Genomic DNA, 22,134 nt, shown 5'->3' with positions numbered 1-22,134 from the left:
TATTTCCGAAGAAGCTGTTCCTGTCCCGTTGTTTATTTAAAATTTTAGGGCTAGGCAGATAAATCATGTTGATTTACCTGCCTAGTCTAAGGTTTTTTCTTTTAAAAAAAGACCATTAATGGTAAAGTTACAAGGAATTTCTTAATTATCAGGAAAATTCAGGGACTATGCATAGGCATTTCCATTAGTTATTGTTATAATAATTAAGATAGATTTTTTGGAATGGAGGGAAAAAGATGTTACGTTTTTTTCCGCAAAAAAATAAATATGTAGAAGAAGCAAGTCAGTACGCCTTTGATAAAGAAGGCCAAATCCCGCAGCACATTGCCATTATTATGGACGGAAATGGCCGGTGGGCACAGAATCGAAGACTACCGAGAATTGCTGGACATAAAGAAGGCATGGATACGGTCAAAAAAATAACGAAGCATGCCAGTCATTTAGGCGTTAAAGTTTTAACACTTTATGCATTTTCAACGGAAAATTGGAAGAGACCAACAGATGAAGTCAATTTCTTAATGCAATTGCCTGTTGATTTTTTTGATACATTCGTACCGGAATTAATTAAGGAAAATGTTAAAGTCAATGTAATGGGCTACCAAGAGTTTCTACCAAGTCATACGCAAGATGCCGTTAAGCGAGCCATTGAGCAAACCAAGGATAACACGGGCATGGTTTTAAACTTTGCTTTAAACTATGGGGCGCGTGCGGAGCTACTAACTGCCATGAAACAGATTGCTGCAGAGGTTTCAGAAAAAACATATACGGCAGATGAGATTACAGAAGAAACAATCGCAGATCACTTAATGACTGGCTTTTTACCCACGGAACTTCGTGATCCAGAATTGTTGATTCGAACAAGTGGTGAAGAGCGAATTAGTAATTTCTTGTTATGGCAAATTGCTTATAGCGAGTTGTTTTTTACAAAAGCATTATGGCCTGATTTTTCAGGGGACACTTTAGAAACTGCGATTGCTTCTTTCCAAAATCGTAATCGCCGTTTTGGGGGTCTAAAAGAAATTACAGAAACAGAAGGGAGCGATCCGCAGTGAGACAACGTGTCATCACAGCTATCGTCGCATTAGTCATCTTTATTCCAATTATCTGGTATGGTGGTTTTGCAGTTGAGATTGCCGCTGTTGCTTTGGCAGTAGTCGGCGTGTACGAGTTATTCCGTATGAAGGGACTAACATTATTAAGTTTTGAAGGTGTTTTATCAGCATTAGGGGCCGTTTTTTTAGTTATCCCAACAATTAAGTGGTTAAACTTTTTACCAGAAATGCAAACAAATTTCATTTTATTTTATGTCACTGTGATGTTGTTGTTAGGTGCTTCGGTGATTTCTAAAAATACATATACGATTGAAGAAGCTGGCTTCCCAGTTATTGTCAGTTTATATGTAGGGATGGGGTTCCAGAACTTTATTAGTGCCCGTTCCGCAGGTTTTGAAGTCTTGTTATTTGCTTTATTTATTGTCTGGGCAACGGATATTGGTGCATATCTAGTGGGGCGCCGATTTGGTCGTCATAAATTGATGCCCGATGTCTCACCTAACAAGACAATCGAAGGCGCACTCGGTGGTATTTTATCAGCCGTCATTATAGCAGCGTTGTTTTTAGTTTTCACAGCTAATAAAGGGCTATTTCCTTATCCGATGCCGGTGATGCTCGTATTGACGGTTCTATTTTCTATAGTGGGGCAATTTGGTGATTTGGTTGAATCTTCTATCAAACGTCATTATGGCGTGAAAGACTCTGGTAACATCTTGCCAGGTCATGGCGGTATTTTAGATCGTTTTGATAGTTTATTATTTGTTTTCCCAATTATGCACTTATGCGGATTATTTTAAATTGATCAAAAGAATTTAAAAAATAAGATAAGTAAAAAACCAGAAGATAGACTCTTCTGGTTTTTTGCTGTTTATTGGGATAATGTGTGAAACACCGACAGGGTATGTATGAGATAAGTTTAATTTTAAACAACTCTTTAATTGACAATAGCCTTCTCTTTGAAGAGAAGGCTATCTAACGAATCAATATTATTATTTTAAAGTTGGATCAGACTATTTCTAGTATTCAAGTATTTTTCATTTAAGCGATGTATTCCCTACCTCTAATACATCCTTGTATCTCTCTAGACACGCCAGTTTTGAATAAAATCATCAAAACAATTGAATGGTTCGTTTAAAAATATTTTTCGTGTTCTAATTATTATAACATAAAACTAGTCAACTGACCACTAGTTGACTAGTTCGTAAGTTCTCCAGATAAATAGACAGCCGTTTTCCGCCGACTGTCTAAGATTAAGATAGATTTGTAAAGAAGTGAATAAATGCTTCCTACCATCTCTTTATAACATGAGGAAAAGAAAACTGCAAAAGATAGCTGTATTTTTTTTAAAAAAGATCAGCTGGTTTCCGCCAGCTGATCATCCGTTGAAAAGAGATATAAAGAAGTGAATAAAGCTTGCTTTACCTCTATTTTATACCATGTTTTGATTTAAATAACTATTCAGCATTAGTTATACTTAAATAATAAATATGTATACGAATTTATTATTTTGAGGTATAGTCATAGAGAAAAGAGGGAACATCTATGAAAAAATTTTGTTTAAGTTATAGCTCTGGTAAAGATTGTTTATTGGCGATGGATCGATTGGTACAAGCAGGAAATCAGCCAGTTGCGTTAGTGACAACATTAAGTGATGAAATTAATCGTTCTTGGTTTCACGGTGTACCAATCTCCGTCTTAGAAGCAGCAGCCGAAGCGTTAGATTTACCACTTGTTATAACACATAACAATGAAACAAATTACACAGAAAAAGTGGTTGAGGCACTGCATGAAGCCAAAATATTGGGTGCAGAAACGGTTTGTTTTGGTGATATAGATATTGAACAAAATGGTGCTTGGGATCGTCAAGTGGCATTAAGCGCTGGACTTGAACCACATCTACCTCTTTGGCAGGAAAATCGCGAAGCACTTGTGAAAGAATTCTTGGCAAAAGGGTACACAGCGATTATCAAAACGGTCAGCAAAGAGGCAGGCATTCCAATAAAATTTTTAGGGGAACCGTTAGATGACACATTTATCACGTACCTTAAAGAACATCAACTAGATATTTGCGGAGAAAACGGGGAGTATCATACGTTGGTAATTGACGGTCCACTATTTAAAAAGAGGCTCAGTTATCGCACTTCAGGAATTTATGAAAGTCCTTATGCCTATTCTTTGATTATTGATGCTTAAATGAAAGTAAAAGGGCACAACCAGCCACTTTTTCTAGGGATATGCTATAATTAGCTTAAGAAAAGTAGAGAAAGTGAGTGGTTAATTATGGAAGAAACTGTCTTTTTTAATTTAGGGAATGCCCTTGCTTCAAAAAGAGATCAAAAAGAATTAATTAAAGAAGCCCAAATTGCGAAAGATACTCGAAAGATTCCAGGAAAACTAATTATCGTTGAAGATGAAGAAAATGGTACCCATATTTTATTTGAATTAGCTGATCAAACAGAACCGTCTGATGAAACAAAAGAATTCAAAGTGAAAAAAGTGATTGATTAATTAAATAAGCAACGAATTTTTCTAAATTCGTTGCTTTTATATATTTTTTTACACAAATGATACAAAAAGCATATCAAAATCAAATAAATGATTAGTATACTTGAAGAAACAAATAGGAAGCAAAGCCAACGTTTTGAGGTGTTCTTTCATGGAAAATCGAGGAATTTTATTTGATAAAGATGGTACGTGTATTCGTTTTGACACTCTTTGGCAAGCAGGTTTGAAGGCTTGTTTTGAAACACTAAGTATGTTAGCTCCTCATCATTCAGCAGAAATAAAAAAGATATTAGCTATTCAGGAGCAACGTTTTTTGCAAAAACATTTACTTGATGAAGTCCTTTATCAGGAACTGTTTCAGGAATTGGCGCAGTTTGAGGAATTAGTCGAACAGGGAGTCAGCAGTCGATGGCTGGAGCAATTTTTTTATGATTATTTACGAAAAAATCTGAAAAAGATTGAACCAATTGGCGATTTAAAACAGTTATTTCTTGAGCTGAAACGGAAGAACTATAAAATTGGATTAGCAACTTCAGATACTCTGCCAGCGACTATGTTGATTATGGAATCTCTTGGTTTAACAGAAATGTTTGATTTTATTGCGACAGGAGAACGTTATTTACCGAAACCAGATGCGGACATGCTCCAAGCCTTTTGTCAGTCATGTCAATTGAAGCCGACAGAAGTAATTATGGTGGGTGATTCGCTCGTGGATGTTTTCATGGGAACTTGTCATGGCAAAGCAGGAATTGGTGTTTTAACAGGCAACTGTCAGTCAATTGATTTTGAAAAGTTTGAAGTAGCTTATTTTCGTGATATCCATGAAATACCCTATCAAGAATTATGGGAAAATACCAAGAATAAAAAAGTCCTGAAAAGATGATGAGTCTTTTCAGGACTTTTTTATTAATCTAATTGAAGCAATTGCTGTTTCTTTTGTTGAAATTCTTCTATTAGAATTCCTTAATCAACTAACAGTTTTAAATTTCTTAATTCAGTCATTACGTCTTCAATAGCGCTAGATGATTTTTTTGTGAATCAGATAGCTTTGGTTCAATCAGTTGGTCTTTATCACTCTTTATAGGAGTGAACATTTCTTCGAAAAATCTAAAAACTTCGACCGCCACCACCGAATGTGCCGCCGCCAGTTGAGTGGGTGGTGCTACCGCCACCGCCCATGCCGCCACTGCCGCCATTATTTTTAGGAATACGACGAGTAGTGATGAAAGAGTTGGTTAACTGGTCTGTGCGGGAGGTTAAGTTTAACGTTGTTTTTTCCCTAAAAGGATATTGATAACTTGAAAATTTTAATTGGTATTTAGAAATATTGATGCCTAAGAAGACCAAACTGAGTATCAGCGCAGCAGCAAAAGCAATTACCATTTCCAGCGGGGTAATGACTTTATAACGGGTAATTTTACCTGTTTCGCTGTCCACACGATAGTGCCCCCCAGGAACCCCTTTGTCAACAAACGCTTGAGTTTCCTGAACAAAGGTTTGAGCAGCCGCGAAATAATTTCCTTGTCTCATCCCATCCATTACTTTATCTAAGGTATCATCAATTCGTGCATCCGTCATATAATCAATCATGTTTCCAGAAGTAGAGATGTAGACTTTCCGTAAGTCCATATCAATGAGAAAAAGAATCGCATTTTGGTCCTTGCCAACTTTATTTAAAAGATAATGATCTGCATATTCTTGTTCATCGCCATAGGTATTGTTATTTGTGGTCACAATAAAGACAGAGGCTTTTGTTTTTTCTTCTAAAGGTTGTATTTCTTGTTTTAGTTGGTTAGTTTGATCAGGTGTCAGTAATTGTGCGCCGTCATCAATTGAATTTTCAGCCGCCGAAACGGGCAGGGCAAGTCCAAAGGCCAGAAGTATTAGGAAAAAAATAGGTAAAAGTCGTTTTTTCATAGGAAATACCCTCCTAATAAAAAGAGTGCTAAGAGGCCAGCGAAAATGCCTAACGTCGCTAGCCCTAAACGAGTGTAACTAATTGGAAGCACACCGCTTACTTTGCCTGTTTGTCCATTCATGGCGTAATAATAAACTTTTTTTGATTGTTCCTGACTACGATAGGTAACTAACCAAATTGGCAAAAGCATATAATGGTTAGTTTCTTGGTTTAGAGAAATATCCGTGCGAACATTTGTTAACGTAGTATAACCAGAAGCAGAGTCCCGTAACAATGATTCCGAATAATCTTGTAATTCTTGTTGGACGTGTTTTTTGATTGCTTCATATTCAATATCGCGTTTTTCTGCTTGGAAACCTGCTAGGTATTGGCTTTTGAACGGCACTGCTTGATCAATTAAAAATGGTTGAACGCCTTCCACCATTTTTTGTTGGACGTTTTTTGACAAGGCATTTTTAACTAATTCTTTAAAAGATAATTTTCCTGAACGCCCTACATTGAAACGTTTTGTTTCGGTGTATTCAATATCACCTACGCGCCAAATGCGAATACTTGTGCCAGTAGCTTGGAGTTGTCCGTCGACTTCTGCATCAACGACCCAATAGGGGAAATAAACTCCAGTTAATTTATCGATTTGATTTTTGCTGAAAAAATCTCGAGGAATGAACCATTTTTTCTTGGTCCAAGCGAGAAATTTTTCAATCGCTTCGTCTTTTTCAATTGTAAAAGGTAAGACGTTTTCTGGTAAAAATTCGCCACTTAATCGACCAGCCAAGACAACTGGATTATGGCAATAATAACAGTAAGTGGCTGCCGTTGTCGCATCGGTGACAATTTGAGCGCCACAGCTTGGACAATTAAAAATTTCCATTGTGCCTGCATCTGTAGTTGTTTCCTTCTCAGTGGTCTCTGTTTGTTGCGTAGTAGAGGATTCTTCTTCCGCCGTGAAAGTCAAATTTTCCTCGGCAGTCGTTGTTGAGGGTTTCTCTAAATGCGCCTCATGTTGCTGTTGCTCATAACGAGTCACTTCTTCTTCCGTGTAAATATTTAAACAATATTCACAATGAAATTTTTGGTCTTTGGGATTAAATAAGAGCGGGCCGCCACAGTTGGGGCATTTATGGGTAAATGTTGTTTCCATTGCAACCGTCCTTTCTAATAGAGTGAGTAAATAACAGGAATCTGATTCAAAGAAAAAGGGTAGACTTGTGCCTGACCCTTTTCTTTAATTGTTCACTACTTGCTTATAAAGGAACCCCTTGGAATGGTTTACCACAATGTGGACAGAACTTAGGAATACCATTACTTAAGTCAACAATTTCGCTACATTCACTACATTTCATTTCTAATTTTGGTTTCTCATTCGTTGGTTTTGGTGTACCACAGTTTGAGCAAAACTTCCCAGTGTTTTCAGTCCCACATTGTGGGCAAGTCCAAGTATCTGTAGCTCCTTGTGCATTTTGCTGGTTTTGTTTTTCCTGCATTTGTTGTTGGTTTGTTTGAGACGCTTGCGCAAAGTAGTTACCATTCGCATTCATGCCCATACCAACGCCCATAAAGCCGCTCATAGCGCCACCTTCATTTTTACCAGCAGCCTCCATACCACGAGCCAAGGAACCTTGAACATAGCCTTCACGAACACCTGGATCGCTGAGCATTGCTCCTTCATTTCGCATGTTGATTAATTTTGTTGAATCATCTGTATAAGAAATGCTCGCAACTGCTACAGAAACAATTTCCATACCGCGATTGGTACGCCAATCCTCATCGAGTGCCGTTTGCATATATTTGCTTAATTCAACACTTTTTGAAGGAACATAAGAAATACGTTGCCCATCAGCAGACATTTGATTGATTGCTGCTTGCAATGCTGTAATGAACTCTGCTAAATATTGTTCATTAATATCATTAATATCTACTTGTGTTTGATTTTTAGGAATCGCATTAGTATAAAATAGCAAAGGATCTGTAATTTTAATTGAGTAATTTCCGTGTGCACGTAAGAAAAGTTCGGCATTATAAAAATTATCAAAATAGTTTAATGGTGCAGGTGTTCCAAATTTAATGCCTTTAATTTCTTGCAAGTTAATATAAAAAACTTGTTGTTTTTGTGGAGTTACACCACCAAACTTGAAACGACTGAAGGTCTCAGCAATCGCATCTTTTAAAGAACCGTTAAACATTGAAGGCGCAGAATCATTTTTAACTGTATAGTAGCCTTCTTCAGCAGTGTAATCGATGATTTTTCCACCATCAACAAGAAGCATCATCATGTTGGGATAGACATGTACAACAGAACCATCTGTTAAAACATCTTCCGTTCCTTTACGATTAGAACCACGTTTATCATCTTTACGTACAAAAACACCATTTGTCATGACGGTTGTGTCGCCCATATTATCAGGTTCAATAACCTCTAGCCATTGATCGGCCAAGCCACCGCCAACTGAACTTGTTGCTGCTTTAATAAGTCCCATGTTCATTCCTCCTAATAAAAAACTAATTGTTACAGCTAGTATACCACACAATGAATGCAGAGAAATCCAACGAAAGCCTGATGAAATGGAAAAATTTGATCAAACTTTATTAAGAAATTAAAAAAAGTCTAGGTGAAACACAAGCATTTTAAAAAAAGTTACGTATAATAGAAGAAAAGACATATTATATAGTTAGGGGATTATTGAATGGAACGAAGCAATCGTAATAAAAAATCTTCAAAAAAACCACTTATTCTTGGTGTTTCTGCCTTGGTTCTAATCGCTGCTGCCGGTGGCGGGTATTATGCTTATAGTCAATGGCAAGCCAAACAAGAATTAGCCGAAGCGAAGAAAACAGCTACTACATTTTTAAACGTATTGTCAAAACAGGAATTTGATAAGTTACCGTCCGTTGTTCAAGAAGCTAGCTTAAAGAAAAATGGCTATGATACTAAATCTGTTGTTGAAAAATACCAAGCAATTTATTCAGGGATTCAAGCAGAAGGGGTCAAAGCTAGTGATGTTCAAGTCAAAAAAGGGAAAGACAACCAATACACATTTACCTATAAATTATCGATGAGCACTCCTTTAGGCGAAATGAAAGATTTGTCTTATCAATCAAGTATCGCCAAAAAAGGGGATAACTACCAAATCGCTTGGAAGCCGTCTTTAATTTTTCCAGATATGTCAGGAAATGATAAAATTTCGATTCAAGTAGATAATGCCAAACGTGGAGAAATTGTCGATCGTAATGGTAGTGGGCTAGCAATTAACAAAGTGTTTGACGAAGTGGGCGTAGTGCCTGGCAAACTCGGTTCTGGCGCAGAAAAAACAGCCAATATTAAAGCTTTTAGTGATAAGTTCGGCGTTTCTGTTGATGAAATCAATCAAAAGTTAAGCCAAGGGTGGGTCCAAGCAGACTCCTTTGTACCAATCACAGTTGCTTCTGAACCAGTTACAGAATTACCAACAGGGGCTGCGACAAAAGATACAGAGTCACGTTATTATCCGCTGGGGGAAGCAGCTGCGCAATTAATCGGGTATACGGGTACCATTACTGCAGAAGATATTGAAAAAAATCCAGAGTTAAGTAGTACGGGCGTAATTGGTAAAACTGGCTTAGAACGAGCGTTTGATAAAGAATTAAGAGGGCAAGATGGTGGCTCACTAGTTATTTTAGATGACAAAGAGAATGTCAAAAAAGCTTTACAAACCAAAGAGAAAAAAGATGGTCAAACGATTAAATTAACGATTGACAGTGGCGTACAACAACAAGCCTTCGCTATATTTGACAAACGCCCTGGTAGTGCGGTCATTACCGATCCTCAAAAAGGCGATTTATTAGCAACGGTTAGTTCACCTTCGTATGATCCTAATAAAATGGCCAATGGCATTTCTCAAAAAGAATATGATGCTTACAATAACAACAAAGATTTACCATTCACAGCACGTTTTGCGACAGGCTATGCACCAGGCTCTACCTTTAAAACAATTACCGGTGCCATTGGTTTAGATGCAGGGACATTGAAGCCAGATGAAGAGCTAGAAATTAATGGCTTGAAATGGCAAAAAGATAAATCTTGGGGCGGCTATTTTGCGACACGTGTAAAAGAAGCAAGTCCAGTAAATCTGCGTACCGCTTTAGTTAATTCAGATAATATTTATTTTGCCCAACAAACATTACGTATGGGGGAGGACAAATTTAGAGCGGGTCTTAATAAATTCATTTTCGGTGAGGAACTAGATTTACCAATTGCCATGACGCCTGCTCAAATTTCAAATGAAGATAAATTTAATTCTGAAATTCTTTTAGCAGATACGGGCTACGGTCAAGGCCAATTGTTAATTTCGCCAATCCAGCAAGCTACCATGTATAGTGTTTTCCAAAATAATGGAACATTAGTCTATCCAAAACTAGTTTTAGATAAAGAAACAAAGAAAAAAGACAATGTAATCAGCGCCAACGCAGCGAATACAATTGCCACAGATCTTTTAGGTAGTGTGGAAGATCCTTCAGGTTATGTTTATAATATGTACAATCCGAACTTCTCGTTGGCTGCCAAAACAGGAACAGCTGAAATAAAAGATAAACAAGATACAGATGGCAAAGAAAACAGTTTCCTTCTAACGTTAGATCGTAGTAACAATAAATTCTTAACAATGATTATGGTTGAAAATTCAGGAGAAAATGGTTCTGCAACAGATATCAGTAAACCATTAATTGATTACTTAGAAGCAACCATTAAATAAAAAGAGAAAATGAACGAAACGAGGTTTCTGTAAAAAGAAACCTCGTTTTCCCTTTTTAGAAAAAGGAAAGTGTGCTACAATGAAGCGACTAAATTGTAGAAGGAAAGGGATTCGTGTGCGAATTTTAGCAATAGATACATCTAACCAAACATTGAGTATTGCTGTGTGTGAAAATCAAAAAATTCTGGGAAGTTATACAGCAACGGTTAAAAGAAATCATAGCTTAACATTAATGCCGGCAATTGACTATTTGATGAGTCAATTGAACTTGGCGCCAACGGCAATTGATCGTTTTGTCGTAGCAGAAGGACCTGGATCATACACTGGTTTACGTTTAGGCGTGACAACTGCCAAAACATTGGCCTATACTTTAAAGAAAGAGCTAGTAGGCATTTCCAGTCTACAAACGTTAGCTGCCAATTGTGTTGGGCAAACCGGTTTAGTTGTGCCTCTTTTTGATGCGCGTCGTAAAAACGTCTATGCTGGTGCTTATCGGTTTGTCGATGGCGTGTGGCAAAATGAGTTACCGGACCAACATATTTCACTGCGGGAGTTATTAGAACAACTAAAAAATGAACCAAATCTTTTTTTTGTTGGTGAAGATGTTGAAAAATTCACTGAAGAAATAGCTCAAATCATTCCTCATGGGGAAATTTGTGATGTCCCACAATGGCAAATTCCTAATGCCGCAGTTTTGGCTGCGTTAGGCAGTGTAGCTGAGCCTGTTGAAAATGTTCATGGGTTCTTACCTGCGTATTTGAAAAAAGTAGAAGCGGAAGAAAATTGGTTGAAGACACACACGCCTAATGGAGAAAGCTATGTGGAAAAACTTTAATTTTGTGACAAAATACTTTACAAAAAGACGGCAACGGTATATAACTAAAACCATTGCAATGAACCAACAAGAATTTCAATTGCGTGAAATCACCTACCAAGATATTAAGGATTTACTAGCAATTGAACGTGAAGTTTATGCTGGGGAACTTCCTTGGACGATGTCTGCTTTCATGGCAGAACTTGGCTCAAAAGCGCCGCATCTCTATTTGTTAGCGGCAATTAACGGAAAAACAGTTGGCTTTATTGGCTGTCGGATTCAAGGAACGGATGCACACATTACGAATGTCGCTGTTCACACAGCATACCAAGGCTTAGGTTTAGGTCGTTCTTTAATAGAAGAAACGCGAATTTTTGCCAAGAAAAATCGTTGTGAAACCTTATCGCTAGAAGTACGAATGAGTAATGTTAAAGCCCAACGTTTATATCGGAAAATTGGCTTTGCCTCACAAACGGTGAAAAAAGGCTATTATGACGAAAATAATGAAGACGCACTAGAAATGATAATTGATTTAAAAGAAGAGTGAAGAAAAAATGTTAGTAACAAAAAAAGAAATATCTGTAGCAAATATTGGTGAAGAATTATGGCGTTTTAGTAATTCTTCTTATACAACTGGCTCCCCTTGGACAGAAACACAATTCGCGGAAGATTTTGCTCAGGAAAATAGCGAATATCTTTTTTTAGTTGAAAATGGCCAGTGGTTAGGTTATATTGCCTATCATTTTATTTTAGATGAAGCAGAAATTAGTCACGTTGTTGTGAATGGTCAGAAACAACACCAAGGAATTGGTTGTCAATTAATGAAAGCTTTTAAAGAATATGTTAAAAGTCGTGACATTACACAAATTTTCTTAGAGGTCAGAGAATCGAATACATTAGCTCAAAAACTTTATGAGAAAACAGGTTTTCGGAAAGTAGCTGTTCGAAAAAATTATTATAAAGAACCTCAAGAAAATGCCTTTGTAATGTGTGCGAAATTAAGGAAGGAAGCCCAATGACAATTTTTACAAAAGAACGTAAATTATTATTAGCTGTGGAAAGTAGCTGTGATGAAACAAGTGTGGCTGTCATTGAAGATGGCGACAAAATTCTTTCCAATATTGTAGCTTCGCAAATTAAGAGTCATCAACGTTTTGGTGGAGTCGTTCCGGAAGTTGCGAGTCGTCATCATGTCGAACAAGTGACGATCTGTATTGAAGAAGCATTAACAGAAGCAAAAGTCACACCAGAAGAGCTTAGTGGTGTTGCTGTGACCTATGGACCTGGGTTAGTCGGTGCTTTATTAATAGGTCTTTCTGCAGCAAAAGCATTTGCTTGGGCGCACCAATTACCACTTATTCCAGTCAATCATATGGCTGGGCACATTTATGCTGCCCGTTTTGTGGCACCGCTCGAATTTCCATTGATGGCCTTACTCGTTAGTGGAGGACATACGGAATTGGTCTACATGAAAGAAGATGGCTCTTTCGAAATTGTTGGTGAAACACGTGATGATGCAGCTGGTGAAGCGTATGATAAAGTCGGACGTGTGTTAGGATTGCCTTATCCTAGTGGCAAAGAGATTGATGCTTTGGCCCATGAAGGCACAGATACCTATCAATTTCCACGGGCGATGCTAAAAGAGGATAACTATGACTTTAGTTTTAGTGGCTTAAAAAGTGCGTTTATTAACACGGTTCATAATGCAGAGCAACGTGGTGAAGCACTGTCTACAAAGGATTTAGCCGCAAGTTTTCAGGCGAGTGTGGTGGAAGTGTTGGTGACTAAAACCATTCGTGCTTGTCAAGAATATCCTGTTAAACAATTGCTAATCGCTGGGGGCGTTGCTGCGAATCAAGGATTACGAGAAGCAATGAGACATGCAATCAGTGAGCAATTACCAGAAGTGACATTACTTATTCCGCCATTAAAACTTTGTGGGGATAACGCGGCGATGATTGGCGCTGCCGCTTTTATCGAAGCTGAAAAGAATCATTTTGCTTCGTATAACTTAAATGCAGAACCTGGCGTTAGTTTTATGACAATTAGTGAAGAAGGCTAGCCAGCTAGACAAAAATTTGCTATAATGAAGCCAGTTTAACAATGACATTCGATGATAAAGAGAGTACTTATTTCAACGTCAGCTTAGCGATCTTGGGAAGGTGGGAGCCAAGAGTGATCGGAATGAGGAAGCGCACTTTTAGAATTCTGCTGAAAGCAGACGGCAATCACCGTTATCGATGAAGCAGGTCTATCCAAGTAGTATAGACAATTAGAGTGGTACCGCGGGTAAATTCTCGTCTCTGACAAAACAAATTATTTTGTTTTGTCAGAGACGTTTTTGTTTTTTTAATACTTACAAATTAATCAGGAGGGTTCTTATGAACAACAAAGAAATCGTAGCAAAAGCGTTACATGATGTTTTAAATGAAGAATTAACGATGGATCAAATCGAACAATTATTGGAAAATCCTAAATCTGTTGATCATGGAGATGTTGCTTTTCCAGCCTTTTCATTAGCTAAAATTTATCGTAAAGCACCACAACAAATTGCAGCAGAATTAGCAGAAAAAATTGATGGCACAAATTTTGAAAAAATTGAAGTGGTAGGACCTTATTTAAACTTTTTTATGAATAAAGAAGCAGTCAGTCAAGCTGTCATTGGCGCAGTAGTCAAAGAAAAAAATAATTACGGAAACAGTACCTTTGGCAATAATGGCAATGTTCCTATTGATATGTCTTCACCAAACATTGCTAAACCAATTTCTATGGGACACTTACGTTCTACGGTAATCGGGAATTCAATTGCCTTTATTTTAGAAAAAATTGGATATCAGCCAATTCGGATTAACCATTTAGGTGACTGGGGTACACAGTTTGGTAAGTTAATTGTAGCTTATAAAAAATGGGGTTCTGAAGAAGCAGTCCGCCAACAACCAATTAATGAATTATTGCGCTTATATGTGCAATTTCATGAAGAAGCAGAAGAAAAACCAGAATTAGAAGACGAAGCACGTGCCTGGTTTAAAAAATTAGAAGAAGGAGACCAAGAAGCCAATGAATTATGGAAATGGTTCCGTAGCGAGTCTCTAAAAGAATTTGATAAAATCTATTCCATGTTAGAAGTTGAATTTGATTCTTATAATGGCGAAGCCTTTTATAATGATAAAATGGATGAAATTGTTACTTTATTAGAAGAAAAACATTTATTAACAGAAAATCAAGGTGCAGAAATTGTTGATTTGACAGAATATAATTTAAATCCAGCACTTATTCGTAAATCAGATGGTGCGACGTTATATATTACACGAGATTTAGCCGCTGCGCTTTACCGTAAACGGACGTATGATTTTGCCAAATCACTTTATGTAGTCGGCAACGAACAAAGCAATCACTTCAAACAATTAAAAGCAGTCTTGAAAGAACTAGGGTTTGACTGGTCAGATGATATGGAACACATTCCGTTTGGTTTAATTACTCAAGGCGGTAAAAAATTATCCACACGTAAAGGGAAAATCGTTTTATTAGAAGAAGTATTGAATGAAGCTGTTACTTTAGCAGGAAATCAAATTAACGAGAAAAACCCAGACTTAGCAAATCGTGAAGAAGTGGCGAAACAAGTAGGTGTAGGTGCAGTTATTTTCCATGACCTTAAAAATGATCGTCTAAATAATTTCGATTTTGTATTAGATGAAGTTGTTCGTTTTGAAGGTGAAACTGGGCCATATGTTCAATATACGCATGCTCGTGCGATGAGTATTTTACGTAAAGCAAACTTTACACCAGATGCTACACAACGTTATGCACTAAATGACAAGGATAGCTGGGAAGTCGTGAAGTTGTTACAAAAATTCCCTGAAACTGTGATGCAAGCTGCTGAAAAATATGAACCATCTGTTATTGCAAAACATAGCATTCATTTAGCACAAGCGTTCAACAAATATTATGCCCATGTTCGGATTTTGGATGAAGATGATCAAAAAGAGGCACGCTTAGCGTTAGTTTATGCAGTAGCTACTGTTTTAAAAGAAGATTTACGTTTACTAGGATTACATGCACCAGAAGAAATGTAGAAGTTTTTGTGAAAATTTTGCTACGTTGAACGCTAAACTTATTAAGCAAATATTAAAGTTAAGTTACAGATTGAGAAATTCATAGTAATTAAATAGCTGGGGTGCTATACTCGAGTCAAGTTATAAAAGGATTAGAAAAGGTGGCACCCAATTATATGACAGAAAAATGGCGTGAAGACGAAGAATATCTTTCTTATGTAGAAGATTTATTAGCAACCGAAGAAGTCCAAAAATTAGCAGAATACACACAACATATGCATTCAACTCGTTTAGAACATTCAATTAGTGTTTCCTATCATAGCTATAAATTAGCAAAGCGTTGGAACGGCAATGCTCGTGCCACAGCTCGTGCTGGTTTATTACATGATTTGTTTTACTATGATTGGCGTACAACAAAGTTTGACGAAGGCTCTCATGCCTATGTTCATCCACGAATTGCAGCCAAAAATGCTGAAAAAATTACAGAGTTGTCTGATTTAGAACGAGACATTATTATTAAACATATGTGGGGTGCAACTATTGCACCACCAAAATACAAAGAAAGTTACATTGTAACCTTTGTTGACAAATATTGTGCTGTGAAAGAAGCGGCGTTGCCGATGACGACAGCCATGAAAACCAAATGGCGTCAGTATTTTGGCCAACAGTCAATCTAAAAAAAGCTTATCCGTAAGGATAAGCTTTTTTTGTTTGACGTTGACTAAAAAGTCTAGCATTCATCTATTTAAAATAAATATTAAAAGTAATTTTGTTCTGTTAATTTCTTTTGAGCGTATCGAAAGACTGCTTCTTGATTTTCAGTTGTTAACTGTTTGTAAATGTTCATAATATTGGTTGGGACAACAAATGGTGTTTCTTCCGTTTCAGGAATACCTAAGATTTCAAGAGGTGATACATCTAAAACTTTAGATAAGGCGATAATCTTATCTCTCCCCATATTCTCAATCATTCCAGTTTCCCATTTCCTGACGGTACTTTTTCCGACACCAACAAAATTTCCAACTTGTTCTAATGTAAGATTTTTCTCTATCCGTTTTTGCTTTAAAAAATTCTCTTTCAAAAAAATCACCTCCGTAAGAACATTCTAGCATAAAAAGTGTCGCAAAAGAAACATGTTTTTTTGAAAGTGGATATAACGAATATAACAAAAAAATTATTCATTTTTAATGATATTGACGTCTTTTTCACAAGATGATATAATTCATGTGTCTTATTAGACACATGAATGGTAAAAAAGGGAGAGAGTAGAATGGAATCAAATTTAATTCATTCAAAGTTGAGAATGAAAGGAAAAAATGTTGAATGGTTGGCAAATGAAATGACTGCATATGGGCAACCAATATCCGCTTCAACCATTTACAAAAAATTAAAAGGAGAAGTTGTTTTCAAAGCAGCGGATATTAAATTGATTTCACAGTTGTTGGATTTGAAGAATGAAGAAATCATGGCTATTTTTTTTAGTGAATCGGTGTCCAAAAAGACACAAGTTGATATTGAAAGGATTGTGATGAATGAAAAAAATTATTAATAAGTTATTTTCGCTTTGTTTAATTATCATTATTATTATAGGCTCTAATACAAGTATTATTTCTTATGCGATGGACAATGAAAGTGGAACGCAAATTCGGTCCATAGCTGTGGAGTATCCAGAGAATAAAACGGAAATTGTAGCGACAAAAGATTGGGCAACGGTTTCCTTGTCATTATTAATTTCTAAATTAGCAACGGGAGAGACGCTGACGTTAAAAATGGATAGTGAAAAATATTCCTATTCAATGATGCCTTTTGAAATTAGTGATGGGCTTCGAGTGACTCCAAATGATGATGGAACATGGACGATTCAAGCGTTGCAAAATATTGTAGACTATTCAGCAGATTTAGAATTAAAATTACGATACAATCAAAATTTGTCAGAAAATTTCGAAGACAAAGTGACTTTTACTTTTGGAGATTCACAAAAAGTTGCAATGATTAACATTGGGCAATACGTTGAGAAAGTTCCAGAAACCGAGCTTGTTCGGAAAGTTCCTTTAGGTTTTACGCCAGAAGGAAGAGTCGCTTGGGTCATCTATTTTAACTATAACCAAGCAGGACTTTCAGGTTCAGAAAAAACAACCTTTAAATTTTTGGATAATGTAGGTCCAAACCAAACTTTAGCTGTTGACAGTATTGCCGCGTATCTCACCAAGCAGCCTATTTTAGAAGTAAATGGTGAAATGATTCGGAATTTAGAACATGATGAATACAGTTATGATGCCAGTCAATTTTTCCAAAAATATGCTTCTGAATCTGGATTTAATTATGAAGCGGAGAAATTTGAAGGAATACCAACGGCCACGGGCAGTTATCTTTCTAATAAAAACGCCTATTATATTTATTTAGAAACAATTCCAAATGAAAATATTCCAAGTGATGCTTTGCTATCAAATTACACCTATATGCGTATTTCTAATGAGGGATTCGATGCTTGGGAAGATGAAGACATCGCTTATATCACGGCTGATGAAAATAGTGGAGGAACAGGTCAAGGTGGTGTTATTTTAGAAAAAATAGACGCAGAGACAGCTGAAGTGCTGCAAGGCGCTATTTTCAAACTTGTGAATAAAAAAACACAACAAGTTGTTCAAGAGAATTTAAGGACCAATCAATCTGGACAAATCCGTTTAGTTGGTTTAGAACCTGATCAATATGAATTAATTGAGGTTAAAGCACCACCCGGATATAAATTAGATACAACGCCAGTAGCATTTGAAATTAAAACAGGCCAAACTCAGACGATTCGTCTGAAAAAAGAAAATACACGTTTAGAAAATCAATTAAAAGTAGAAAAAGTAGATGAAAATAATGAGGCTAAGCGTTTAGCAGGTGCTGAGTTTTCGTTGTATGACCAAAAAGATAATCTAATAGCAAAAGGTGTCACGAATGAAAATGGCGAACTGTTATTTTCAAACTTATCACCTGATGGAGAATATTATTTAGTTGAAACGAAAGCGCCTACAGGTTATGAACTAGACGCTACTAAACATCCTATTTCATTTGCTGGAAAAGCCGACTACACTTTAACATATCGAGTGAAGAATACGCAGCAAGTACAAACTGGCTCTATTAAAATTGTCAAACAAGATAAAGACAGTAAAAAACGTTTAGCAGGCGCAGAATTTCAGTGGAAAGATACGGTGACAGGAAAAACAGAAACAGTGACAGTTGGAACAGACGGAACGGTCACAATTCCCAATTTAGCAGTCAATCGTACGTATGAACTTACGGAAACAAAAGCACCAGCAGGCTATGTACTAGATAAAACCGTGCACAAAGTCACTTTAACAAGTGCCCAAGCCAACAAAGTAGTGACTGTAACTGTTGACAATGTTGCGCAAAAAGGCTCCATCAAAATTGTTAAACAAGACAAAGAAAGTAAAAAACGTTTAGCAGGCGCAGAATTTCAATGGAAAGATACAGTAACAGGAAAAACAGGAGCAGTGACAGTTGGAACAGACGGAACGGTCACAATTCCCAATTTAGCAGTCAATCGTACGTATGAACTTACGGAAACAAAAGCACCAGCAGGCTATGTACTAGATAAAACCGTGCACAAAGTCACTTTAACAAGTGCACAAGCTAATAAAGTAGTGACTGTAACTGTTGACAATGTTGCGCAAAAAGGTAGTATAGCCATAATCAAAGTAGACAAGGATTCTAGAAAACGTTTGGCGGGCGCAGAATTTAAATGGCGTGACACGGTGACAGGAAAAGAAGGCACCGTCGTAGCTGATAAAAATGGTCAAGCGTTGATAACAGATTTACCTGTCAATCGTGTATACGAAATTACAGAAATCAAAGCACCAAACGGATATATCTTAAATAACAAGACCTACCGAGTTATCCTGACCACTAATTTTGCTGATAAGATTGGTTATTACACAATTGAAAATACAGCAAAAAAAGGTAGTTTAGCCATAATCAAAGTAGACAAAGATTCTAGAAAACGTTTGGCAGGCGCAGAATTTAAATGGCGTGACACGGTGACAGGAAAGGAAGGCACCGTTGTAGCTGACAAAAATGGTCAAGCATTGATAACGGATTTACCAGTCAATCGTGTATACGAAATTAAGGAAATCAAAGCACCAAACGGTTATATCTTAAATAACAAGACCTACCGAGTCAACTTAACTGCCAATTTTGCAGATAAGATTGGTTATTATACTATTGACAATGTTGCGCTACGTGCCAATTTAAAGTTAGTCAAACAAGATAGTTATTCAAAAAAACGTTTAGCAGGCGCACAATTTAGATGGCGCGACACAGTGAATGGCAATACAGGCATAGTGACAACGAATGCCAATGGTGAAGCAATTTTGTATAATTTTTCCGTCAATCGGGTTTATGAAATTACAGAAATCAAAGCGCCAAATGGTTATGTGCTAGATAAAACCGTGCATAGAGTTCTCTTACCAACAAATTATGCTGGTAAAACGTACACTTTTATAAAGAATAACCGTGCGCAACACGGTGCTATCAAAATTGTGAAACAAGATATGCACTCTAGAAAACGTTTAGCAGGCGCGCAATTTAAATTCAGAGACACAACCAATAATCACACAGAGACTTTTACAGCCAATAATAACGGGGAAGTGTTAATTCCTGGTTTAGCAGGAGATCGGGTCTATGAAATCACGGAAATCAAAGCGCCAAATGGTTATATTTTAGATAATCGCGTTCACCGTGTGGATTTACGCGGACAAGGAGGGAAAACCTATACTTTAATTGTCAATAATGAGGCGAAACGCGCTCATTTAAAACTGGCAAAACAAGATGTTGATACAAGAGTTCGCTTAGCAGGTGCACAATTTAGGTGGCGCGATACAGTAAATGGTAATACAGGCGTAGTGACAACGAATGCCAATGGCGAAACAACGTTGCATAATTTTTCAGTAAATCGTGTCTATGAAATTATAGAAATCAAAGCGCCAAATGGTTATATATTGGATAGAACCGTCCATCGGGTGTTATTACCAGCTAATTCAGCTGGCAGAACCTATACATTTACAAAAAACAACAAAGCAAACTATGGTGCTATTAAAATTATTAAACAAGATGTTGATTCAAAAGTACGTCTCTCAGGTGCTGTTTTTGAATGGAAAGATACGACAAATGGTTATACACAACGAGTGACAACAGGATGGGATGGCACGGCCACTATTAGTGGACTATCCGTCAATCGCGTGTATGAAATTAGAGAAATTCAGGCACCAACAGGTTATTCGAGGAACACGACACCAACACGTGTCAGTCTGACGCAAAATCATGCGGGTCAAACAATAGCAATTGTTCGAGAAAATAGAAGAATCCCGGTTTATAATCCACCGCCACCAACGTATTGGCCCACGTATGTCCCACCAGTCACTTACTATACGCCCCCTGTGTACTATAATCCACCGAGATATTATTATGGGGGATGTGTCATGGTTATCGTGGTGGTGTGTTGGTAAAAAACAAATAGAGAGAAAGGAGTATCTAATGAGTCAATCCGCTTTACCGAAACTTGGGGTAATTTCAACGGGCGCCCTTTTCGTGACTGATTTAATTGGTGTTATTCTAGTTTCAATCGTCACTTCATACATCCTATATCGTTATTTTTTGAAAAGAGGTCAAATTACATGATTTATTTGTATCAATTATACAAAGTAATTATGTTTATCTTTTTAACGTATTTATTTACAAGTTTATTTCTCAGTTTTCGAACAAGAAAAAAAACAAGAAGAGAAGTCGAAGTAGCAGAAAAATTCTTCTGCTACTTTCTTGTCCCGTGTGTAAATGAAGAAAAAGTCATCGGAGAAACATTGAAAAAACTGGTTGCTTTACCCATTAAGAAAAAAATAATTGCGATTGATGATGGATCAACGGACCAAACAAAAGCAATGATGAACAGTATTGCTGGTCCAATCCAAGTTCTGTCTCGTCAATTTCCCAATGCACAACAAGGCAAAGGAGCCGCTTTGAATCACGCTTTCCAAATTGTATTAACAGATGCAGAAAAAGGACACTATTCTTGGGATCAAGTTTTAGTGGGTGTGGTAGATGCAGATGGTTTTTTTAGTGAAAATATTGTCAATGAGCTAACTGCTGTTTTCACAGATACAACAGTCTGTGCTGCGCAAACAAGAATCAAAATGAAAGATGTCACAAATTTTATGTTTATTGCACAAGATGTTGAATTTTTTACGATTAATAATTTTATTCAAAAGGCGCGTCGAGCAACAAAAACCATCGGACTTGGTGGCAATGGTCAGTTTTTTCGGTTATCCATGATTACCGAACACTTAGGCTATCAGCCTTGGGGAAATGCTTTGTTGGATGACTATGAGTTAACCATTAAATTAATGCTGAAAGAGTTATCGATTGCTTATATTGACGAGGCCTTTATGGCTCAAGAAGCACTGAGAGATGCGAAACGTTTTATTCGTCAACGAAGTCGTTGGGTTCAAGGAAATTTAGATTGTCTAGCGTATTTACCCAGGGTGATCAAATCAAAGTCATTAACGCTAAGGCAGAAGTGTGGGATCTATTATTTTTTAGCGCAACCCTTTATTAATCTCGTAGCGGGGATGCTCGTTTTTGTCTTAACTGGGCTTCAACTGCAATACTTGTATAGGTTAGGCTTTTCGTTATCGATTGTCATTAGTTTTGTTTTGGCCGTCAGTATTTCGTTAGTTTTCGGCATTTTTTTTACAATCAACTATTATCGCGAGTTGAAAAATTTTCAATTAAAAGTACCTGCAAAACTGGGGCTGATTATTTTGCCTTTTACTATTTCCTACATGTACTTAATTTTATTCGTTAGTGTGGTGATGGCTTATTATCGGTTTATCAAAGGTAATAGCACGTGGATAAAAACAGAACGTAATTGATTTTTTATTGCACTTTCTAGTGTTGCGTGGTATTATTTTTAATAGTTTAATAGCAACATGGTGATGGTGTTCACCACGAACTATTTATTGGACGAATAAATTAATGACGCCTACCAAACGGGAGAAGTGTACCCTTT

19 protein-coding genes, 1 pseudogene, 1 riboswitch and 1 other annotated feature are annotated in these 22,134 nt (G+C 36.9%); of the genes and pseudogenes, 15 read left to right on the top strand and 5 right to left on the bottom strand.

Annotation, left to right across the window (positions count from 1 at the left end):
- Window positions 1-236: 236 nt before the first annotated feature.
- The 5 genes from IGI87_RS09945 to IGI87_RS09925 all read left to right on the top strand — a co-directional run bounded on the left by IGI87_RS09945 (window position 237) and on the right by IGI87_RS09925 (window position 4,440).
- The gene (locus IGI87_RS09945) at window positions 237-1,052 is read left to right on the top strand and encodes an isoprenyl transferase (protein ID WP_438736878.1); all 816 of its coding nucleotides are present in this window, start codon (window positions 237-239) and stop codon (window positions 1,050-1,052) included.
- Window positions 1,049-1,849, top strand: coding sequence for a phosphatidate cytidylyltransferase (locus IGI87_RS09940; protein ID WP_113794446.1), 801 nt, complete (start codon window positions 1,049-1,051; stop codon window positions 1,847-1,849). Before IGI87_RS09945 ends, IGI87_RS09940 begins: the two co-directional genes overlap by 4 nt.
- A 745-nt stretch (window positions 1,850-2,594) precedes the next feature.
- A complete protein-coding gene (locus tag IGI87_RS09935) occupies window positions 2,595-3,245 on the top strand; it encodes a diphthine--ammonia ligase (protein WP_438736876.1) in 651 nt (216 codons plus the stop codon).
- Between the two features lie 87 nt (window positions 3,246-3,332).
- Window positions 3,333-3,560, top strand: a complete 228-nt coding sequence (locus IGI87_RS09930; protein WP_104855105.1) for a hypothetical protein — start codon at window positions 3,333-3,335, stop codon at window positions 3,558-3,560.
- 148 nt (window positions 3,561-3,708) lie between these two features.
- Window positions 3,709-4,440: an HAD family hydrolase gene (locus IGI87_RS09925; RefSeq protein WP_438736874.1), complete on the top strand. Its 732-nt coding sequence runs from the start codon at window positions 3,709-3,711 to the stop codon at window positions 4,438-4,440.
- Between the two features lie 80 nt (window positions 4,441-4,520).
- Here IGI87_RS09925 and IGI87_RS09920 read toward each other — a convergent pair.
- The 4 genes and pseudogenes from IGI87_RS09920 to IGI87_RS09905 all read right to left on the bottom strand — a co-directional run bounded on the left by IGI87_RS09920 (window position 4,521) and on the right by IGI87_RS09905 (window position 7,952).
- Window positions 4,521-4,687 (bottom strand): annotated as a pseudogene (locus IGI87_RS09920) (SHOCT domain-containing protein).
- The gene (locus tag IGI87_RS09915; RefSeq protein WP_438736873.1) at window positions 4,665-5,474 is read right to left on the bottom strand and encodes a TPM domain-containing protein; all 810 of its coding nucleotides are present in this window, start codon (window positions 5,472-5,474) and stop codon (window positions 4,665-4,667) included. Before IGI87_RS09915 ends, IGI87_RS09920 begins: the two are co-directional and overlap by 23 nt.
- On the bottom strand, window positions 5,471-6,616 hold the full coding sequence (locus IGI87_RS09910) for an ATP-binding protein (protein WP_104858211.1): 1,146 nt from the start codon (window positions 6,614-6,616) through the stop codon (window positions 5,471-5,473). The genes IGI87_RS09915 and IGI87_RS09910 overlap by 4 nt, the downstream gene beginning before the upstream one ends.
- 103 nt (window positions 6,617-6,719) lie before the next feature.
- A complete protein-coding gene (locus tag IGI87_RS09905; protein ID WP_438736871.1) occupies window positions 6,720-7,952 on the bottom strand; it encodes an SPFH domain-containing protein in 1,233 nt (410 codons plus the stop codon).
- 207 nt (window positions 7,953-8,159) lie between these two features.
- Between IGI87_RS09905 and pbp4 the strand changes: the two genes are divergently transcribed.
- The 7 genes from pbp4 to IGI87_RS09870 all read left to right on the top strand — a co-directional run bounded on the left by pbp4 (window position 8,160) and on the right by IGI87_RS09870 (window position 15,745).
- A complete protein-coding gene (pbp4, locus tag IGI87_RS09900; protein WP_421503386.1) occupies window positions 8,160-10,202 on the top strand; it encodes a penicillin-binding protein PBP4(5) in 2,043 nt (680 codons plus the stop codon).
- A gap of 115 nt (window positions 10,203-10,317) precedes the next feature.
- Window positions 10,318-11,037 (top strand): tRNA (adenosine(37)-N6)-threonylcarbamoyltransferase complex dimerization subunit type 1 TsaB, encoded by a 720-nt coding sequence (gene tsaB, locus IGI87_RS09895; RefSeq protein ID WP_002362637.1) that lies wholly within the window; start codon window positions 10,318-10,320, stop codon window positions 11,035-11,037.
- Complete coding sequence (rimI, locus tag IGI87_RS09890; RefSeq protein ID WP_002384199.1) at window positions 11,009-11,563, top strand: ribosomal protein S18-alanine N-acetyltransferase; 555 nt, start codon at window positions 11,009-11,011, stop codon at window positions 11,561-11,563. Before tsaB ends, rimI (IGI87_RS09890) begins: the two co-directional genes overlap by 29 nt.
- 7 nt (window positions 11,564-11,570) lie before the next feature.
- Entirely contained in the window at window positions 11,571-12,035 is a 465-nt protein-coding gene (gene rimI, locus IGI87_RS09885; RefSeq protein ID WP_002359702.1) for a ribosomal protein S18-alanine N-acetyltransferase, read from the top strand.
- Entirely contained in the window at window positions 12,032-13,078 is a 1,047-nt protein-coding gene (tsaD, locus tag IGI87_RS09880) for a tRNA (adenosine(37)-N6)-threonylcarbamoyltransferase complex transferase subunit TsaD (RefSeq protein WP_002388334.1), read from the top strand. The genes rimI (IGI87_RS09885) and tsaD overlap by 4 nt, the downstream gene beginning before the upstream one ends.
- 42 nt (window positions 13,079-13,120) lie before the next feature.
- Window positions 13,121-13,324: a binding site (T-box leader), on the top strand.
- A 73-nt stretch (window positions 13,325-13,397) separates the two neighbouring features.
- Entirely contained in the window at window positions 13,398-15,089 is a 1,692-nt protein-coding gene (argS, locus tag IGI87_RS09875) for an arginine--tRNA ligase (RefSeq protein WP_010827625.1), read from the top strand.
- A gap of 155 nt (window positions 15,090-15,244) precedes the next feature.
- On the top strand, window positions 15,245-15,745 hold the full coding sequence (locus tag IGI87_RS09870) for an HD domain-containing protein (protein WP_002356666.1): 501 nt from the start codon (window positions 15,245-15,247) through the stop codon (window positions 15,743-15,745).
- 80 nt (window positions 15,746-15,825) lie between these two features.
- Here IGI87_RS09870 and IGI87_RS09865 read toward each other — a convergent pair whose 3' ends face one another.
- On the bottom strand, window positions 15,826-16,158 hold the full coding sequence (locus IGI87_RS09865) for a helix-turn-helix domain-containing protein (RefSeq protein ID WP_438736869.1): 333 nt from the start codon (window positions 16,156-16,158) through the stop codon (window positions 15,826-15,828).
- Window positions 16,159-16,338: 180 nt separating this feature from the next.
- Here IGI87_RS09865 and IGI87_RS09860 point away from each other — a divergent pair, with 180 nt between their 5' ends.
- The 3 genes from IGI87_RS09860 (at window position 16,339) to IGI87_RS09850 (ending at window position 21,997) form a co-directional block, all read left to right on the top strand.
- Window positions 16,339-16,617 carry a hypothetical protein gene (locus IGI87_RS09860; RefSeq protein ID WP_368552569.1) on the top strand — a complete coding sequence of 93 codons (279 nt, stop codon included), beginning with the start codon at window positions 16,339-16,341 and terminating at the stop codon, window positions 16,615-16,617.
- On the top strand, window positions 16,601-20,578 hold the full coding sequence (locus IGI87_RS09855) for an MSCRAMM family protein (protein WP_438736867.1): 3,978 nt from the start codon (window positions 16,601-16,603) through the stop codon (window positions 20,576-20,578). Before IGI87_RS09860 ends, IGI87_RS09855 begins: the two co-directional genes overlap by 17 nt.
- Window positions 20,579-20,746: 168 nt before the next feature.
- Window positions 20,747-21,997: a glycosyltransferase family 2 protein gene (locus tag IGI87_RS09850; protein ID WP_438736865.1), complete on the top strand. Its 1,251-nt coding sequence runs from the start codon at window positions 20,747-20,749 to the stop codon at window positions 21,995-21,997.
- 50 nt (window positions 21,998-22,047) lie between these two features.
- Window positions 22,048-22,117: riboswitch (Fluoride riboswitch) on the top strand.
- Window positions 22,118-22,134: the final 17 nt, after the last annotated feature.

The sequence above is a fragment of the Enterococcus sp. DIV1444a genome (genome assembly GCF_051712125.1).
Lineage (GTDB): Bacteria > Bacillota > Bacilli > Lactobacillales > Enterococcaceae > Enterococcus > Enterococcus faecalis.
This window is presented reverse-complemented; position numbering and strand designations above follow the sequence as displayed.

Excerpts from the sequence above, each read along its gene's own strand:
- IGI87_RS09905 (WP_438736871.1), bottom strand. The coding sequence starts at position 7,952 with ATGGGACTTATTAAAGCAGCAACAAGTTCAGTTGGCGGTGGCTTGGCC.
- argS (WP_010827625.1), top strand. The coding sequence starts at position 13,398 with ATGAACAACAAAGAAATCGTAGCAAAAGCGTTACATGATGTTTTAAAT.
- IGI87_RS09910 (WP_104858211.1), bottom strand. The coding sequence starts at position 6,616 with ATGGAAACAACATTTACCCATAAATGCCCCAACTGTGGCGGCCCGCTC.
- tsaD (WP_002388334.1), top strand. The coding sequence starts at position 12,032 with ATGACAATTTTTACAAAAGAACGTAAATTATTATTAGCTGTGGAAAGT.
- rimI (WP_002384199.1), top strand. The coding sequence starts at position 11,009 with ATGGAGAAAGCTATGTGGAAAAACTTTAATTTTGTGACAAAATACTTT.
- IGI87_RS09915 (WP_438736873.1), bottom strand. The coding sequence starts at position 5,474 with ATGAAAAAACGACTTTTACCTATTTTTTTCCTAATACTTCTGGCCTTT.
- IGI87_RS09870 (WP_002356666.1), top strand. The coding sequence starts at position 15,245 with ATGACAGAAAAATGGCGTGAAGACGAAGAATATCTTTCTTATGTAGAA.
- pbp4 (WP_421503386.1), top strand. The coding sequence starts at position 8,160 with ATGGAACGAAGCAATCGTAATAAAAAATCTTCAAAAAAACCACTTATT.
- IGI87_RS09945 (WP_438736878.1), top strand. The coding sequence starts at position 237 with ATGTTACGTTTTTTTCCGCAAAAAAATAAATATGTAGAAGAAGCAAGT.
- IGI87_RS09925 (WP_438736874.1), top strand. The coding sequence starts at position 3,709 with ATGGAAAATCGAGGAATTTTATTTGATAAAGATGGTACGTGTATTCGT.
- IGI87_RS09855 (WP_438736867.1), top strand. The coding sequence starts at position 16,601 with ATGAAAAAAATTATTAATAAGTTATTTTCGCTTTGTTTAATTATCATT.
- rimI (WP_002359702.1), top strand. The coding sequence starts at position 11,571 with ATGTTAGTAACAAAAAAAGAAATATCTGTAGCAAATATTGGTGAAGAA.
- IGI87_RS09860 (WP_368552569.1), top strand. The coding sequence starts at position 16,339 with ATGGAATCAAATTTAATTCATTCAAAGTTGAGAATGAAAGGAAAAAAT.
- IGI87_RS09930 (WP_104855105.1), top strand. The coding sequence starts at position 3,333 with ATGGAAGAAACTGTCTTTTTTAATTTAGGGAATGCCCTTGCTTCAAAA.
- IGI87_RS09850 (WP_438736865.1), top strand. The coding sequence starts at position 20,747 with ATGATTTATTTGTATCAATTATACAAAGTAATTATGTTTATCTTTTTA.
- IGI87_RS09935 (WP_438736876.1), top strand. The coding sequence starts at position 2,595 with ATGAAAAAATTTTGTTTAAGTTATAGCTCTGGTAAAGATTGTTTATTG.